Genomic DNA, 16143 nt, shown 5'->3' with positions numbered 1-16143 from the left:
CCCGCGCACGCCGGGGTGGCGTCCCGCCCGGCCGAGGCCGACGAACCGCGGCCCCCGGCCGAAATCCGGTGGTCACGGCCACCGCGCCCACGGCAGCATCGTCGCCATGACCGCCGACACTCCCGTCCTGCTCCTCGCGCCGCGCATCAACGAGACCGGCCTCCAGCTGCGCACCGCCGCAGGGCGCCGCGGCCTGCGCGCATGCGTCGCGACGTCCTGGCAGGCGCCGCGCGAACTGCTCGGCGAGCGGGTGCACGTGTACGGCGGTCCGCTGTTCGGCGACGCCGTCGGACGGGACCTCGGACTCGGTCTGCTGGAGCCGTCCGCCGACTGGCTGACCCGCTTGCCACCGGCCCTGACCGGGCGCCGGGTCGTTTCCACCACCCTGGCCGAGGCGCGCCGGCTGGGCCGGCCGGCCTTCGTCAAGCCGCCGGCGGACAAGCTGTTCGCCGCCCGGGTCTACCCCGACGGCGGCGCACTGCCGGGGCCGGACGTGCTCGACGGTGACACGCCGGTGCTGGTGAGCGAGGTGGTGCGGTTCGGCGTGGAGTACCGCCTGTTCGTGCTGGACGGTGAGGTGCGGGCCGGTTCGCGGTACGCGGTGGACGGCGAGTTGTCCGTCGCACCGTTGGAGACCGCGTGCGTTGCTGCCGGGCAGGGCGCCGGGGAGGCCGGCGGGGACGCCGGCGGAGTGCCCGCCGGGGAGGCCGCCGAGGTGCTCGCGTTCACCCGCGACGTACTGGCCGCGGCCGCGGCCGGCGCTCCGTTGCCGAGCGCCTCCGTGGTGGACGTCGGCCTTACGGAGAAGGGACGTTGGGCCGTCGTCGAGGCCAACGCGGCATGGGCCAGCGGTGGTTACGCAGCCGACCCGGCCGCGGTCCTCGACGTGGTCCTGCGGTCGGGCGGGCCGGCCGCCCGACTCCTCACCACCGACCGCCCGTTCCTGCGCGAGCTGCCCGAGGTGGTGCGCTGAGGCCGGTCGGCGGTACGGAGCCGGGGCTTGCGGGGCGGACGGATCATGGCGCACTATCCGCGCCATGACCACCACTCACCTCACCCACATCACCGAGCCGCCCGGGGTCGCGCCCGGCACCGGCTACACCCAGGTCGTCACCGGCACCGGCCGGCTGGTCCAGGTGTCCGGCCAGGTCGCCTTCGACGAGCAGCGGAACCTGGTCGGCGTGGGCGACCCGAAGGCGCAGGCGCGGCAGGTCTTCGAGAACCTGCGCCGCTGCCTGGCCGCCGCCGGGGCCGGGTTCGAGCACGTCGTGAAGTTCACCTTCTTCATGACCGACATCGCCTACCTCGCGGACATCCGCGAGGCCCGTGACGAGTACCTGGGCTCCCTGCCCCTGCCGGCCGCCTCCGCGATGCAGGTGGTGGCCCTGTTCAAGCCCGACGTGCTGATCGAGATCGAGGCGGTGGCGGTCCTCCCCGAGTAACCGACGGAAACCCACAGAAGCCGACGGGAGCCGACGGGAGCCGGCTGAACCCGGCAGGCGCCGGCGCAGACCGACGGGGCTCACCCCGCCCGGAGGCCCGCGTCCCGTCGTCCGGCCCACCGGACGACGGGACGCATCGCCAGTCCGGCCGCCGCCAGCACCGCGCCCAGGACCGCCCAGCCGACCGCGCCGTACCCGATCACCAGGGTGCTGACCAGCGCCGGCCCGGCCATCATCGCCGCTGCGGTCCCCGCGTTGAAGACTCCCTGGTAGGCGCCGTGGTCGCGCTCGCCCGCGAGGTCGTAGCTCAGTGCCCAGCCGCCCGCCTGGCCGACCACCTCTCCGAGCGACTGCAGCGTGACCCCGCCCAGCACCACCACCGCCGCGCCGATCGCGGGCAGACCGTGCGCCAGTGAAAGGACCAGGCAGGAGGCGGCCAGCAGCACCCCGGCGCGTCCGCAGGCCCGGGCGGCGGCCGTCCGCTCCTCGGTGCCCCGGGTGGCCCGCACCTGCAGGGCGATGACCAGCAGGGTGTTGACGATCAGGGTGCCCGCGACGGTGATCCTCGGCGCGTCGGTCTCCTGGACGATCCAGAGCGGCACGCCGACCTCCAGGACGGCGAACTGCAGGCAGAGCACCGCGTTCAGCACGGTCACGGCCAGGAACGGGCCGTCCCGCAGCGCCGGGTTGCGCCGACGCCCCTGCTCGGCGGCCTCGTGCGAGGGGTCCGACGGGTTCGGGGTACCGGTGTCCGCCGCCGCCCCCGCAGCTCCGGCCGCCCCGGCCGCTCCGGCCGCTCCGGCCGACGACTGGACCACCACCGCCCGCTGCGGCACGGCGAGCCGGTGGAACAGCACGGCGACGGCCACGAAGGAGGCGGCGTCGGCCAGGATCGCCGCCAGGTAGACCGGCCGGGTGTCCACCTGGAGCGCGACCGCTCCGAGGGCCGTGCCCAGGCAGATCCCGAGGTTGGTCACCACCCGCAGGTGGGCCCGGCCGGCCACCCGGCGGTCGGCGGGCAACACCTCGGCGTAGAGCGCGTTCCGCACGGCGGCGGAGCCCCGGTCGACGGCGGAGACCACGCAGGCCAGCGCGACGAAGGCCGGATAGCTGTGCACCAGCGCGTACCCGGCAGTGCCGACGGCCTCCACCGACACCAGCACCACCAGCACCCGCCGGGCGCCCCAGCGGTCGGCGGCGCGGCCGGCCGGCACGCTCGCGAGGACCCCGCACAGACCGGCGGCGGTCATCCCGAGGCCCAGCTGGGCGGCGCTCAGACCGAGCACCCGGGTGAAGAACAGCACCGAGACGGCCAGGGAGAGACCGTTGCCCATCGTGTTGACCAGGGTGATCCCGGCCAGCCGACGGACCGTCGGGTCCGGGTGCAGTCGCCGTCGCACGGCGCCGACGACGCCGGCGCCGGCGCTGCGGGGTACCGCGGACCCGACCGGGTCTTCGGGCAAGGAGGGGGAGGGCGCGGAGGACTCCGTCGTCGAGGTGGTCATGCAGGGATCCCACCGCGCCCCGGCCCCGAGCAGTACTCCTTTAGGCTCTGGCTGAATCCTCAGTCGGGCCGCCCGCCCGCCCGGATCCCAGTAGAAGGACACCCGTGCACCGGTTCACGCTCCGCCTGGCCGACCTCGCCACCACCTGGTTCGCCGCCTCCCCGATCCACGAGGCCGTGCTCAGCCTGCGGATGTGGACCCACCCGGGCGTCTACCACCTCCAGAGCCGGGCCTTCGAGCAACTCAGGCCCGCCTTCGAGCGGTTGGACTCCCGGCTGCTGCTCTCGCTGGTCGCCGGGAACCGCTGGGTCCCGGACTTCCTGACGCCTCGCCCGGCCTCGCCCTCCCCCGAGTTCCGCTCCGAACTCGCTACCGTCCGCGCCCTGCCGCCGGAGCAGTTGCGCGCCGAACTGGAACAGGCCTTCCTCCCGCACGGCCAACCGCTGCCCGCCTCGCTCGACGCCGGACTCGCCGACCCGGAGCGGCTGTTGGAACGGATCGCGGACGCGCTGGAGGAGTACTGGGAGGTGTGTCTCGCCCCCGCGTGGTGGCCGCAGGCCCGCGCGGTGCTGGAGGCCGACCTGGTCTACCGCGCCCGGCTGCTCGCCCGGCACGGCGCGGTGGCCCTCTTCGCCGATCTGGACCACCGGCTCCGCTGGGAGGACGGCGTCCTGTCGATCAACCGGCACTGGACGGACGGGGACGTGGAGACGCCCGTGGACGGACGCGGGCTGGTGCTCTGCCCGACCTTCTTCGTCCGCGGCGCGATCACGATGATCAGCAACGACCGGGCGCCGCAGATCAGTTACCCGGCGCGCGGGCAGGCGGGCATGGTCGGCCGGGGAGCGCCGGTGCCGTCGCGGGCCGTGGAGTCGCTGGTCGGGGCACCGAAGGCCCGGCTGCTGGCCCTGCTGGCCGAACCGGCCTCCACCACGGACCTCGCCTACCGCCTCGGAGTCACTCCGGGCGCGGTCAGCCAGCACCTGTCCGTCCTCGCCGCCACCGGCCTGGTCACCCGGGCCCGGCACGGCCGGTCGGTGCTGTACCGGCGCAGCCCGCTCGGGGACGAGCTGACGGGGGCGAACAGGTGACCGGCGAGGGCCGGCCCGCGGCGGGATGACGGGCGACCGTCCGCCAACTCCCAAGTGGTACAGACCTGTTGACGCATTGGTCCAGTCCTCCTACAGTGCCCATGCCCCGCCTCCCCACGGCGCGGGCACCGATCGCACACGGATCAACCCCGGCTCCACATACCCCGGCTCCCCACACCCCGACCCCACGCGCCCCGGCTCCACGTACCCAGCCCCGCGCACCCCGGCTCCACGTACCCCGGTTCTACGCCCCCTGTTCCAACCCCCACAGCCACAGCCACAGGGAGAACCATGTCCGTTCGGTCCCGGGCCGGACGCCCGCGCATGCGCAGCAGACTGCTCGCACTGCTCAGCGTCCTGCTCCTCCCCCTCGCCGCGCTCACCGCACTGGCCGCCCCGGCAAACGCCGCCGGGAAGCTCACCGCCACGTTCACCACCGCCGACAACGGCTCCTGGTGGCAGGGCACCTACATCGTCCACAACGACAACGCGACCGCCGTGTCCGGCTGGACCCTCGATTTCGACCTCCCGGCCGGCGTCACCCTGGGCAGCACCTACAACGGCACCGCCACCGTCACCGGCCGGCACGTCAGCGTGGTCGCCGCGTTCTACAACTCCACCGTCAAGGCCCACGGCACCACCGAGCCGTACAGCTTCTGGTTCGTCGGCACCGGCCCGGTCACCACGCCGCTCAACTGCCGCATCAACGGCGACAAGTGCGACGGCACCCCGGACGTCCCGCCGTCCGCCCCGGGCACCCCGACGGTCACCGAGTCCACCGCGCACACGCTCGCCCTGAGCTGGCCGGCCGCCACCGGCGGAGACTTCCCGGTCGCCTCGTACGACGTGCTGAACGGCAGCACCGTCCTCGCCTCCGGCCCGACCGCCGGCGCCCTGGTCACCGGCCTCACCCCGGCCACCTCCTACACCCTGACGGTCAGGGCCAGGGACAGCCGCGGCAACACCGGCCCGCTCAGCGCACCCGTCACCGCCGCCACCTTCGACCCGTCCACCGACCGGGTGCCGCCCACCGCTCCGACCGCCCTGCGGACCACGGCCGTGGGCTCGACGGACGTGACGCTCGCCTGGAACGCCGCGACCGACAACGTCCGGGTCGCCGCGTACGACGTCTACCAGGGCGGCGCGCCGGTGGCGACGGTCACCGGCGGCACGTTGACCGCGTCCGTCGGCAACCTGTCGCCGTCCACCGCCTACACCTTCACCGTGAAGGCCCGCGACGCCGCCGACAACGCCTCGCCCGCCTCCGCCCCGCTCTCCGTGACCACCTCGGACCTCGTCGGCGCCGGGAAGTACGCCCGGGTCGGCTACTTCGTCCAGTGGGGCATCTACGGCCGCCAGTACTTCGTCAAGAACCTCGACACCTCGGGCAGCGCCGCCAAGCTCGACGTCGTCAACTACGCCTTCGAGAACATCGATCCGGTCAACCTGACCTGCCTCGCGGGCGTCACCAGGGGCACCACCGCCAACCCGCAGGACCCGGACCAGGGCACCGGGGCGGGCGACGCCGACGCCGACTACGCCCGCCCGATGAGCGCCGACCAGTCGGTGGACGGCGTGGCCGACGACGGCTGGGGCAAACTCCGCGGCAACCTCAACCAGTTGAAGAAGCTCAAGGCCAAGTACCCGAACCTGAAGGTGGTCGTCTCGCTCGGCGGCTGGACGTACTCCAAGTACTTCTCCGACGTCGCCGCCACCGACGCCTCCCGCCAGAAGTTCGTCAAGTCCTGCGTGGACACCTGGATCAAGGGCAACCTGCCGGTCTACAACGGCGCCGGCGGCGACGGCGTGGCGGCCGGGATCTTCGACGGCGTCGACCTCGACTGGGAGTGGCCGGGCTCCGGCGACGGCCACGCCGGCAACCACTGGAGCGCCGACGACAAGGACAACCTGACCCTGCTGCTGGCCGAGTTCCGCAAGCAGCTCGACGCGTCGGGCGGCTCGCACAAGCTGCTCACCGCCTTCACCCCGGCCGACCCGGCGAAGGTCGCCACCGGCTGGGACCTGGGCAGGATCTTCACCTCGCTGGACATCGCCAACGTCCAGGGCTACGACTTCCACGGCTCCGGCAGCGACAATTCGTGGGAACCCGACCGCACCGGCCAGGCCTCCAACCTGTACGCGGACCCGAACGACCCGTACGGCTTCCACTTCAGCGTGGACGCGGCCGTCCAGGCCTACCTCGGCGCCGGGGTCAACCCGCGCAAGCTGACCATCGGCTTCCCGTTCTACGGGCGCGGCTGGCAGGGCGTGGCGGACGGCGGCGCCAAGGGCGTGTGGCAGTCCGCGAACGGCGCCGCACCGGGCCAGTTCGCCGAGGAGGCCGGCACCCGCGGGTACCACAACCTGATCACCGGCCTGGCCGGCCTCACCGTCTACCACGACCCCAAGTCCGTTGCCACGTACGGCTACACGGGAGCCGGCGGCCAGTGGTGGACGTTCGACGACGCCTGGTCGATCGCCCAGAAGACGGCCTACCTCAAGTCGAAGAACCTGCTCGGCGGCATGATCTGGGAGATGTCCGGCGACACCCCGTCGGGCGCGCTCATGACCGCGCTCGACACCGGTCTCAGGTAGCGCTCACCGCCACCCGGCCCGGGCCCCCCGGTCCCCGGTCCTCGGTCCGGGCACGCGAGGTGAACGGGGCCGGTGCTCCTCCACCACGGGAGGAGCACCGGCCCCGCACCGGCACGACGGGCCGCCCACCGCCACCTACCGCGACGCCATCGACATCAGCTTGCGCGCCGCCCGGTTCTGCCGCAGCAGCTGGGCGAAGGTGGTGTGCCCCTGGGTGGCCCGGGCGAAGGCCCGCCAGGCCGCCGGCACCAGGCACACCGCCGCGTGGAACAGGTACGGCCGCTGCTCGAAGGCACCCAGCAGCTGCTTGCCCGCACGCATCTCCACGCCCAGCCCGGCCTTGACCGCGAACGCGTAGTTGAGCGCCTCGCGCCGCACGGCGGGCGCGTTGCCCGCCTCGGCGACCTTCACCGCCCACTCGCCGGCCAGCCGGCCCGAGCGCAGCGCGTACGAGATGCCCTCACGGGTCCACGGCTCCAACAGCCCGGCCGCGTCGCCGGCGACCAGCACCCGGCCGCGGGAGAGCGGCGAGTCCTCGGCCCGGCAGCGGGTCAGGTGCCCGGACTCGACCGTGGGGGTGAAGCCGGACAGGCCCAGCCGCCGTACGTAGTCGGCGAGGTACCGCTTGGTGCGCTCGCCGTCGCCGCGCGCCGAGATGACGCCGACGGTGAGGCTGCTGGTCTCGGTCTTGGGGAACACCCAGCCGTAACTGCCGGGCAACGGGCCCCAGTCGAGGTGGATCCGGCCGGCCCAGTCCGCGGCGACCTGCGGCGGTACCGGGATCTCCGCCTCCAGACCGAGGTCGATCTGGTCGAAGGTGACGCCGACGTGCCGGGCGATCCGGCTCGCGCTGCCGTCCGCACCGACCACCGCGCGGGCCTCGAAGGTGCGCCCGTCGGCCGCCGTCACCAGCGCGGTCCGGTGCTCGCCGCCGCGCTGCTCGACACCGGTGACGGTCACGCCGGTGACCAGCACCGCCCCGGCCGCCTTGGCCGCCTGCACCAGGCGCAGGTCGAACTCGTCCCGGTTGACCAGGCCGAACAGCATCCGCTGGGACCGCCGGGTCCGGGTGTACCGCCCGTCGTACGCGAAGGTGACGGCGTGCACCCGGTCCTGCAGCGGCAGCTGGAAGTCCGGCGGCAGGCTGTCCCTGGAGGGGCCGATGATGCCGCCGCCGCAGGTCTTGTAACGGGGGTGCTCGGCCTTGTCGAGCAGCAGCACCCGGCGGCCCTGGACGGCGGCGGCGTGCGCGGCCGAGGAGCCGGCCGGTCCGGCGCCGACCACCACGACGTCCCAGACGCCGTCCGGCGGCGAAACCGCGTCGTCGAGCGGCGAGGCCGTCCCTTCGAGCGGGCTGTCGAGCGGGCTACGGGAATCGGAGCTTCCGGAGTCAGTCACGTCGAGCAATCCTATGCGTCCACCCGCCCCACCGGACGCCGCACCACTCGAACCCCGCCCTACCGCTCGAACCCCTCCGCGCCACTCGAACCCCGCCGCGCCACTCGGCCCTGTCGCGCCACGCAGACCCCCGCGCCGCCGTCGCCCTGCCGGGAACCGGCCGGACGCCCGCCCCGGACCGCCCGGATCCGCGCCACCTATGATCGGCAGTACCCCAACCGCCCCGCTCCGCCCGCGGTACCCCGCGGGTGGCCCCACCCCCTCGGAGCCCCGATGTCACAGCCCCTGGCCGACGCCGTCCGGTCCCTGATGGACCGTGCCCGCACCGACCTCGCCGAGCTGGTCGCCTTCCCGTCGGTCGCCGACCCGCGCCAGTTCCCGGTCGAGGAGTGCGAGAAGGCCGCGCGCTGGGTCGCCGACGCTTTCGCCGCCGAGGGCCTGACCGGCGTCCGACTGCTCGACACCCCGGACGGCACCCAGTCCGTCTACGCCGAGCTGCCGGGCCCCGAGGGCGCGCCGACCGTCCTGCTCTACTCGCACTACGACGTCCAGCCCCCGCTCGACGAGGACGCCTGGATCAGCCCCGCGTTCGAGCTGACCGAGCGTGACGGCCGCTGGTACGGGCGCGGCGCCGCCGACTGCAAGGGCAACATCCTGATGCACCTGACCGCCCTGCGGGCGCTGCGCCAGGTGTACGGGGACTCCTACCCGGTCGGTCTGAAGATCATCGTCGAGGGCTCGGAGGAGCAGGGCACCGGCGGCCTGGAGCGCTACGCGGAGGCCCACCCCGAGCTGCTCACCGCCGACGCCATCGTCATCGGCGACACCGGCAACTTCGCCCCCGGCCTGCCCACGGTGACCGCCTCGCTGCGCGGCATGACGGTGGTCGAGGCCTCGGTCACCACCCTGGCGGGCAACCTGCACTCCGGCGCCTTCGGCGGCGCCGCCCCGGACGCGCTGCAGTCCCTGGTCCGGATCCTCGCCTCGCTGCACGACGAGAACGGCGACGTCGCGGTCGCCGGGCTGTCCTCCGACCAGACCTGGGAGGGCGTGCAGTACCCGGAGGAGCAGTTCCGCGCCGACGCCAAGGTGCTCGACGGCGTCGCCCTGACCGGCACCGGCACCATCGCCGACCGCCTCTGGGCCCGCCCGTCCGTCACCGTCCTCGGCATCGACGCCCCGCCGGTGATCGGCGCCACCTCCTCCGTCCAGGCCGCTGCCAAGGCCCTGATCAGCCTGCGCGTCCCGCCGGGCACGGACGCCTCGGCCGCCCAGGAGACCCTGGTCGCCCACCTGGAGGCGCAGGTCCCGCTCGGCGCCAAGCTGACCGTCCAGCGCCAGGGCAGCGGTTCCGCCTTCCGCGCCGACACCACCGGCCCGGCGTACGAGGCGATGGGCGAGGCCATGGCCGAGGCGTTCGGCACCGACATGGTGGCCTCCGGCGAAGGCGGCTCGATCCCGCTGTGCAACACGCTGCGCTCGCTCTACCCGCAGGCCGAGATCGTGCTGATCGGCGTCGAGGAGCCGACCACCCAGATCCACGCGGTCAACGAGAGCGTCGACCCGCAGGAGCTGGAGCGGATGGCCCTCACCGAGGCCCTCTTCCTGCGTCGTTACGCCGAGCTGCGCTCCGTCTGACGGACGTCCGGCCGGGAGCCGCCGCTCGCGGCTCCCGGTCCCGGCCGTCCGCCGCGCACCCGTCGGACGGCCGCCACCACCGCCGCGTACCCGACGGCACCGACCGCGAGGCCGGCCCCGGCGCCGAAGCAGACCTCCGGCACCAGGTTCCGCTTCAGCGGGCTGAGCCGGTGCAGCACCCCGGCCGCCGTCGCCGCTCCCAGCAGCGCGACGGCGGCCCGCCGCGTCCCGGGAGCGAGCGCCACCTCCGGCCGCGCCGGCTCGACGGCCCGCACCGCACGCGCCGCCCACCCTCCCATCGCCACCAGCGCGAGCGCCGAACTGCCGTACTGCAGCGCCTCGTACACCGGCACACCGGCCACCGACCGGTCCAGTACGGGCAGCAGCCGGACGCCCAGCCGGCCCCCGTGCGTGAACGCGTCCCAGCCGACGTGGGTGGCCGCACCGATCGCCGCCGACGCCGCGAACCAGGCCGCGTCCGCACCTGCGACACCACCCGCCCGGGCACCGCCGGCTCCGACCCGGCGGGCCGTCAGCGCCTCGGCGCCGCCCGCGAACCGCTCGGGCAGCAGCGCCACCAACGGTCCCCGCAGCAGCCCGTGCCAGCCGGCCACCAGTGAGCCGGCGATCGCCACGTCCAGCGTCGGCACCGCCCACCAGCGGTGCGTCAGCCCGCCGTGGCCGTACACCCCGGGCAGCAGGGACTCGGCGAAGAACGGCACGTCGGGCGCCATGGACCCGGCGACCAGCGCCGACGCCACCAACGGCCCGCGCACCCCGGCACGGCGCAGCAGGGGCAGGACGGCGGCGGGGTGGCTCAGCGTGAAGGGCATGACCCCATCCTCCCGCCGACGCCGACGGCCGGGCGAACCCGGAGGTGCGGCCGCGCCCGCCGCGCCACCGCCCAACCGCCCGGCCGCGCCCGCCGCGCCACCGCCCAACCGCCCGGCCGCCCGGCCGCCCACGGCCCGATCGCGCCCCCGCTACGCCGCGTCCGCCGCGCTCGCCATCCCGACGGCCACCCGGCACCCCGCCTCCAGGTACCGCAGCTCGCCACCGCGCCGGGCGTCCAGGGCGGCCGCCAGGCGCCGGTACCGGCTCGGCGGCAGCAGTTCGGCGGCCTCGTCCAGTGTGACGAAGCGCCAGCTGCGCAACTCCTCCGGCTGCAGCAGCAGGTTCTGGCGGCCCGCCTCGTCCAGCAGGCCCCCGTCGTACATCAGCCGCAGGCCGCCGCGGCGCGGACCGGTGCGCGGTTCCCAGTCGACGGCGAGCAGGCGCAGCCCGGCCGGGTCGAGGCGCAGGCCGAGTTCCTCGGCGGTCTCGCGCAGCGCGGCGTCGGTGGGGGCCTCACCGCGCTCGACCACGCCTCCGGGGAAGTCCCAGTCGGGTTTGTAGACGGGATCGACCAGCAGGACGCGGTCCTGCTCGTCGAAGAACAGGACGGCGGAGGCCACGGTGTCCCCCGTCGGGTCCGGGCTCTGGACGATCGGGCAGCGGGCTGCGCCGACCCGGACCAGCTCGGCGATCCGGCGGGCGGTCTCCTGCGGCGTGAGCGCGCTGGTGTCAACCATGCGGGCGTCGCCGACCAGCCAGCGGCGGGCGGCACGGTAGCGGGGCAGGTGTTCGATGCACCAGGTGCGGACCCGTGCGCTGGCCTCCGGGTCGTCCGGGCATTCCTCGCGGTGGGCGATGCGCTCGCGCAGGATCGTTTCTTCTGGGTCCAGCACGAAGTGGTGCACCGTGATCCCGTGGGAGGCGAGGTCGCCGAAGATCTCGTCCCGGTAGTCCTCTCTGAGCAGGGTCATCGGGACCACCAGCGGCCCCCCGACCTCGTCGAGCAGTGCGGCCGCCGTCTCGGGGACGAGCCGGCGCCAGGCCGCAAGGTCCTGGAAGTCGGACACCGTCGCCAGCCGGTCGGCCGGGAGCATCCGGCGAAGACCGAAGCCCACCAGCTCGGGATCGAAGAGCACGCTCCCGGGCAGCAGTTCCACCAACTCGCGGCAGGCACTGGTCTTGCCCGCCCCGAACGTGCCATTGACCCAGACGATCACAACGTCCCCTGCCCCTCGACTTCCCCCGATGCCGATCGCACCGGGCAGCGCCCCCGTCAGCCGAACCAGCGCCACCCGTGGTGGTACCCGCGCCACGCCGCTCCCCATGCCTCTCCGACGCGCCCGCCCGCGCGCCCCGAATTGCCCAGTGACAGCGGCATGTGCCCAGGCCAGGCGCTCGCGCGCGGAAATATGCAGACCGGTCTACATCAAAATTGCACCCCTTCACCACTGCTCACGCACAGGACGCCGGATGGGTCGACCTCCCGCGCACAACCACCCGCTCACCGCTCGCGCCCCGGCTCCCGCGCCGCCGACCTGCCCCGTCCGCACCCCTCGGCACCCCTCGGCACCCGTCCGCTCCTGCCGGCGCCGCCACCGCCCCTCGCCCCGCGCCCGCCCGCCGGGCCCGCCCCGCCCGCTTGCGCAGCGCGCACCCGGGCACGTACAGAGGAACGATGAAGCTGCTGCCAGTCGGCCGGGTCGTCGTCATCGGATCGGTCAACACCGACCGGATCCTCCGCTGCCCCGTACTCCCGTCCCCCGGCGAGACCGTCCTCGCCGACACCGCCACCCGGGGATTCGGCGGCAAGGGTGCCAACCAGGCGGTGGCGGCGGCCCGGATGGGCGCGGCGACGCACCTGGTCGCCAAGATCGGGCACGACGCCGAGGGCGAGGCGGCACTCGCCGACCTGCACGGCGCGGAGGTCGAGACGGGCGCCGTGCTGACGCACCCCGACGCGCCCACCGGCCAGGCGATCGTCATGGTCGACCCGTCCGGGGAGAACAGCATCGTCGTCGTCCCCGGCGCCAACGCGCACCTCACCCCGGAGGAGGTCACCGCCGCCCTGGGTCGCCTGCGTCTGCTCCCCGTCGACGTGGTCCTCACCAGCAACGAGGTCCCCGCGGCGTGCATCCGCGCGACGGCCGCGGCGCTGCCCGCCGCGGGCCCCTCCGGCGGGACCCGGTGGCTGCACAACACCGCTCCGGCCGGAGCCCTGCCCGACACCGGCCCGACCGGGCGCCGCCCCCTGGTCGTCGCCAACGCGGTCGAGGCCCGCCAGCTGACCGGGGCCGCCGACGTCACCGAAGCCGCCCGGCTCCTCGCCGACCGCGCCGAGGGCGTCGTGATCACCCTCGGCGGGGACGGCGCCCTGGTCCTCACGGACGGACGGTCGAGCCGGCTGCCGGCCCCCGCCGTCCGGGTGGTCGACACCACCGGAGCGGGCGACGCCTTCTGCGGCGCCCTCGCCGCCGGCCTCGCGCGCGGCGCCGACCTCCCCGGAGCGGCGGCCACCGCCGTCGCCGCCGGGGCCTTCGCCGTCACCGCCCTCGGCGCCCGCGGCGCACTCCCCCGGCCGACGGACCTCTGACCGCGCGCCGAACGAGCCGCATCGGGGGCGCCGGCCCTGCCGGACGCCCCCGACGCGCGAACCCGGGTACCCGCGACGGCGCTACGGCCGCCCCATGAACGCCGGGTAGTAGCCGCTGCTGATCGCCGAGATCCGGATGGTGGTCCCCGGTCGCGCGGCCTCGACGTACTGGTTGTTGCCCAGGTAGATCGCCACGTGCTGGATGCCCCGCGCAGTCCCGTCCGGCGACCAGAACAGCAGGTCACCGCGGCGCAGCTGGCTCGCCTTGACGGGCGTGGTCGCCGCGAACTGGTCGTTGGCGACCCGCGGCAGGCTGATGCCGCCGCGCCTGAAGGACTGCTGGACCAGGCCCGAGCAGTCGTACCCGTCCGGCCCGTTGCCCGCCGTCCGGAACGGCTTGCCCAGCTGGGCGAGCGCGTACTGCACGGCGGTCTCGACGTCCGGGTCCGCGGCCACCGAGCCGCCGGACGAACCCGAGCCCGCGGGACCCGACGAGGACGAGGAACCGCCCCCGGTCCGCGCCAGGTAGATGTCGTAGTGCGTGGTCCAGCGCCACTCGCCCTTGCTGTTGCGGAACCAGTAGCGCGAACCGTCCCAGCCCTGCTTGATCCCCCCGCTCGACGACGTGGTCGTGGACTTCGTCCCGCCACCGGTCCGCGCCACGTACACGTCGTAGTGCGAGGTCCAGCGCCACTGCCCCTGGCTGTTCTTGAACCAGTACCGCGAGCCGTCCCACCCGGCGTGCGCCGGCGCGGTCTCGGCCGCCGCCGGGGTCACGCCGGTGCCGAGGCCGAGCACGCCCGCTCCGGTCGCGATCACGGCCACCATGCCTATCCCCCGGCGGAGCCGCGCGGCCCTGGAGGGACGGGAGGAACGGGCGGTGGCAGCGGCCTGCTGCGCGGTCGGTTCGTCGGCGGCATCCGGTGCGCCGGTGTTGACGGTGGTCATCCCTGCTGACTTCCTTCACTGCTGTGGATCTCAGCGAGAGGCTGCGGATCGCCGCGACTCGCTGCGGACTGCCGCCGGAACGGGCGGCTGCGGTACTGATTCGAACCGCCGTGGTCCCGGTACCACCGGTTCCCACGGCCGGGCAGACCGAGGCCTGCCTGTTCGTCACGTTAGGCACGCATCCGCTCACGGCGCGCAGTGGAGTGCGCCAATGGAAGGGGTCACGGGCGGTGAGCACCGACGCCGCATCAGGGTGAACACCCGTCACCGGGGAGGCGTCCGACGCCCCCTCATCACCGGCCGTCGGCCTCCGTCAGCAGCTGCTTCTTCAGCACCTTCCCCAGTGCGTTGCGGGGCAGTTCGGGTACCAGCACGACCCGGCGCGGCCGCTTGTGCACCGAGAGCCGCTCCGCCACAAAAGCCGTCAGCTGTTCCCCCGTCACGGCGCCGTCCGGGATGACGTACGCGACGACCGCCTGTCCGAGATCCGGATCCGGCACGCCGACCACCGCCGCGTCGGCGACCGACGGGTGGTCGCGCAGCGCGGCCTCCACCTCGCCCGCGCCGATCCGGTAGCCGCCGCTCTTGATCAGGTCCACCGAGGCCCGGCCGACGATCCGGTGGAAGCCGTCCGGCCCGATCACCGCGACGTCGCCGGTGCGGAACCAGCCGTCCGCCGTCCAGGCCTCGGCGTCGGCGTCCGGCCGGTTGAGGTAGCCGCTGAACAGTGTCGGGCCGGACACCTGCAGCTCACCGACGGTCTCCCCGTCGTTCGGCAGCCGCGTGCCGTCCTCGCCGACCAGCCGGGTGCGTACCCCGTCCAGCGGCAGGCCGACGCTGCCGGGGCGCCGCTCGCCGTCGGCCCTGGTGCTGACGGTGATCAGCGATTCGGTCATCCCGTACCGCTCGATCGGGGCGTGCCCGGTGAGCGCGGCCAGCTTCTCGAACACCGGCACGGGCAGCGGCGCGCTGCCGGAGACGAGCAGCCGGGCCGGGGCCAACCGGGCCGCCGCCTCCGGGTCCGCCGCCAGCCGGGACCAGACGGTGGGCACGCCGAAGTACAGGCTGCCGCCGGCCGCCGCGTACCCGGCCGGGGTGGGCCGGCCGGTGTGCACCAGCCGACTGCCGGTGCGCAGGGCTCCGAGCACGCCGAGCAACAGGCCGTGCACGTGGAACAGCGGCAGGCCGTGGGCGAGGGTGTCCTCTGCGGTCCACTGCCAGGCCGCGGCCAGCGCGTCCAGGTCGGCGGCGATCGCCCCGCGCCGGATCACCGCGCCCTTGGGCGCGCCGGTGGTGCCCGAGGTGTAGAGCACGAAGCCGGTGGAGTCCGCGGCCGGCTCGGCGTACGTGGCGGCGGAGCGCTGCAGCGGATCGACCGGCAGGCCCTCCACCGGGCCGGACCCGGGCAGCGCCTCCCCGGCGGCGTGGGCGAGCAGCGTCGCGCCCGAGTCGCGCAGGATGTGCTCGCGCTCCTTGGGCCCCGAGTCGGGCGGCAGCGGCACCACCGGGACGCCCGCGAGCAGGCCGCCGACCACGGCGGTGACCGTCTCGACGGTGGGCCGGGCGAGCACCGCCAGCGCGGGGGCGCCGGCCACCCGGTCCGCGACGGCGGTCGCCGCGCCCAGCAGTTCCTCCCGGGAGAGCGTCCGACCGTCGATCCGCAGCGCGTCCGCCGCGTCGCCGAATCCGCCCTGAAGTGCCGTCAGCAGTGCCATGCCACCGTCCTCGCCCTCGTCCCACGCTGTCGCGTCCCGCACGTCACACGTCCGGGTCATGCGTTCACCTCATGCCCCGGACGCCACAGGTCAGGGGTATGAGGACGGCTCATGCCCCGCCCGCCACACGATCGGGTCATGAGCCCCGCTCATCCCCCGACATGAGTACGGCTCATGCCCGCACGTCACACGCGTTCGCGCAGACTCTACGGGCCGCGGCACCACCCGCCGTGCTCCGGGGACGACGACGGAGGGCGTGGCACCGAGCACCCGGCGCCACGCCCTCCGAACCTTCCCGCGGGATCAGGCCTTGCGGGCCTTCACCTCGGCGGTGAGCTGCGGCAGGACCTCGAAGAGGTCACCGACCACGCCGTAGTCGACCAGCTC

12 protein-coding genes are annotated in these 16143 nt (G+C 74.6%); 6 read left to right on the top strand and 6 right to left on the bottom strand.

What is annotated here, in order from left to right; all coding sequences use genetic code 11:
* The first annotated feature begins 106 nt into the window (after positions 1–106).
* A complete protein-coding gene (locus ACFV04_RS26010) occupies positions 107–973 on the top strand; it encodes an ATP-grasp domain-containing protein (RefSeq protein WP_380532745.1) in 867 nt (288 codons plus the stop codon).
* Between the two features lie 64 nt (positions 974–1037).
* Positions 1038–1442, top strand: a complete 405-nt coding sequence (locus ACFV04_RS26005; protein WP_380345107.1) for a RidA family protein — start codon at positions 1038–1040, stop codon at positions 1440–1442.
* An 80-nt stretch (positions 1443–1522) separates the two neighbouring features.
* On the opposite strand, the gene ACFV04_RS26000 is transcribed toward ACFV04_RS26005, so the two are convergent.
* On the bottom strand, positions 1523–2947 hold the full coding sequence (locus tag ACFV04_RS26000; RefSeq protein WP_380532742.1) for an MFS transporter: 1425 nt from the start codon (positions 2945–2947) through the stop codon (positions 1523–1525).
* A 104-nt stretch (positions 2948–3051) separates the two neighbouring features.
* On the opposite strand from ACFV04_RS26000, the gene ACFV04_RS25995 reads away from it, so the two are divergent.
* Positions 3052–4038: an ArsR/SmtB family transcription factor gene (locus tag ACFV04_RS25995; protein ID WP_380345111.1), complete on the top strand. Its 987-nt coding sequence runs from the start codon at positions 3052–3054 to the stop codon at positions 4036–4038.
* 324 nt (positions 4039–4362) lie between these two features.
* On the top strand, positions 4363–6633 hold the full coding sequence (locus ACFV04_RS25990) for a glycosyl hydrolase family 18 protein (protein ID WP_380532739.1): 2271 nt from the start codon (positions 4363–4365) through the stop codon (positions 6631–6633).
* Positions 6634–6768: 135 nt separating this feature from the next.
* On the opposite strand, the gene ACFV04_RS25985 is transcribed toward ACFV04_RS25990, so the two are convergent.
* On the bottom strand, positions 6769–8031 hold the full coding sequence (locus ACFV04_RS25985) for a geranylgeranyl reductase family protein (protein ID WP_380345115.1): 1263 nt from the start codon (positions 8029–8031) through the stop codon (positions 6769–6771).
* A 273-nt stretch (positions 8032–8304) separates the two neighbouring features.
* On the opposite strand from ACFV04_RS25985, the gene ACFV04_RS25980 reads away from it, so the two are divergent.
* The gene (locus tag ACFV04_RS25980; RefSeq protein ID WP_380345117.1) at positions 8305–9669 is read left to right on the top strand and encodes a dipeptidase; all 1365 of its coding nucleotides are present in this window, start codon (positions 8305–8307) and stop codon (positions 9667–9669) included.
* On the opposite strand, the gene ACFV04_RS25975 is transcribed toward ACFV04_RS25980, so the two are convergent.
* The gene (locus ACFV04_RS25975; protein WP_380532736.1) at positions 9645–10502 is read right to left on the bottom strand and encodes a DUF4184 family protein; all 858 of its coding nucleotides are present in this window, start codon (positions 10500–10502) and stop codon (positions 9645–9647) included. The two genes, ACFV04_RS25980 and ACFV04_RS25975, sit on opposite strands and share 25 nt — an antisense overlap.
* 150 nt (positions 10503–10652) lie before the next feature.
* Positions 10653–11720: an NUDIX domain-containing protein gene (locus ACFV04_RS25970; RefSeq protein ID WP_380532733.1), complete on the bottom strand. Its 1068-nt coding sequence runs from the start codon at positions 11718–11720 to the stop codon at positions 10653–10655.
* 458 nt (positions 11721–12178) lie between these two features.
* On the opposite strand from ACFV04_RS25970, the gene ACFV04_RS25965 reads away from it, so the two are divergent.
* Positions 12179–13093, top strand: a complete 915-nt coding sequence (locus ACFV04_RS25965) for a PfkB family carbohydrate kinase (RefSeq protein ID WP_380532730.1) — start codon at positions 12179–12181, stop codon at positions 13091–13093.
* A gap of 81 nt (positions 13094–13174) precedes the next feature.
* Here ACFV04_RS25965 and ACFV04_RS25960 read toward each other — a convergent pair whose 3' ends face one another.
* Both ACFV04_RS25960 and ACFV04_RS25955 read right to left on the bottom strand, forming a co-directional pair.
* A complete protein-coding gene (locus tag ACFV04_RS25960) occupies positions 13175–14041 on the bottom strand; it encodes a C40 family peptidase (RefSeq protein WP_380350185.1) in 867 nt (288 codons plus the stop codon).
* A 293-nt stretch (positions 14042–14334) separates the two neighbouring features.
* A complete protein-coding gene (locus tag ACFV04_RS25955) occupies positions 14335–15756 on the bottom strand; it encodes an acyl-CoA synthetase (protein ID WP_380350182.1) in 1422 nt (473 codons plus the stop codon).
* Between the last annotated feature and the right edge of the window lie 387 nt (positions 15757–16143).

This window comes from Kitasatospora sp. NPDC059599, from assembly GCF_042735125.1.
Classification (GTDB): Bacteria; Actinomycetota; Actinomycetes; order Streptomycetales; family Streptomycetaceae; genus Kitasatospora.
The sequence above is the reverse complement of the archived record's forward strand: the minus strand, read 5'-3'. Positions and strand labels throughout refer to the sequence as shown.

What these genes read in the sequence shown, in the direction of transcription:
- ACFV04_RS26010 (WP_380532745.1), top strand. Translation starts at nt 107, where the DNA reads ATGACCGCCGACACTCCCGTCCTGCTCCTCGCGCCGCGCATCAACGAG.
- ACFV04_RS26005 (WP_380345107.1), top strand. Translation starts at nt 1,038, where the DNA reads ATGACCACCACTCACCTCACCCACATCACCGAGCCGCCCGGGGTCGCG.
- ACFV04_RS26000 (WP_380532742.1), bottom strand. Translation starts at nt 2,947, where the DNA reads ATGACCACCTCGACGACGGAGTCCTCCGCGCCCTCCCCCTCCTTGCCC.
- ACFV04_RS25990 (WP_380532739.1), top strand. Translation starts at nt 4,363, where the DNA reads ATGCGCAGCAGACTGCTCGCACTGCTCAGCGTCCTGCTCCTCCCCCTC.
- ACFV04_RS25980 (WP_380345117.1), top strand. Translation starts at nt 8,305, where the DNA reads ATGTCACAGCCCCTGGCCGACGCCGTCCGGTCCCTGATGGACCGTGCC.
- ACFV04_RS25975 (WP_380532736.1), bottom strand. Translation starts at nt 10,502, where the DNA reads ATGCCCTTCACGCTGAGCCACCCCGCCGCCGTCCTGCCCCTGCTGCGC.
- ACFV04_RS25965 (WP_380532730.1), top strand. Translation starts at nt 12,179, where the DNA reads ATGAAGCTGCTGCCAGTCGGCCGGGTCGTCGTCATCGGATCGGTCAAC.
- ACFV04_RS25960 (WP_380350185.1), bottom strand. Translation starts at nt 14,041, where the DNA reads ATGACCACCGTCAACACCGGCGCACCGGATGCCGCCGACGAACCGACC.
- ACFV04_RS25955 (WP_380350182.1), bottom strand. Translation starts at nt 15,756, where the DNA reads ATGGCACTGCTGACGGCACTTCAGGGCGGATTCGGCGACGCGGCGGAC.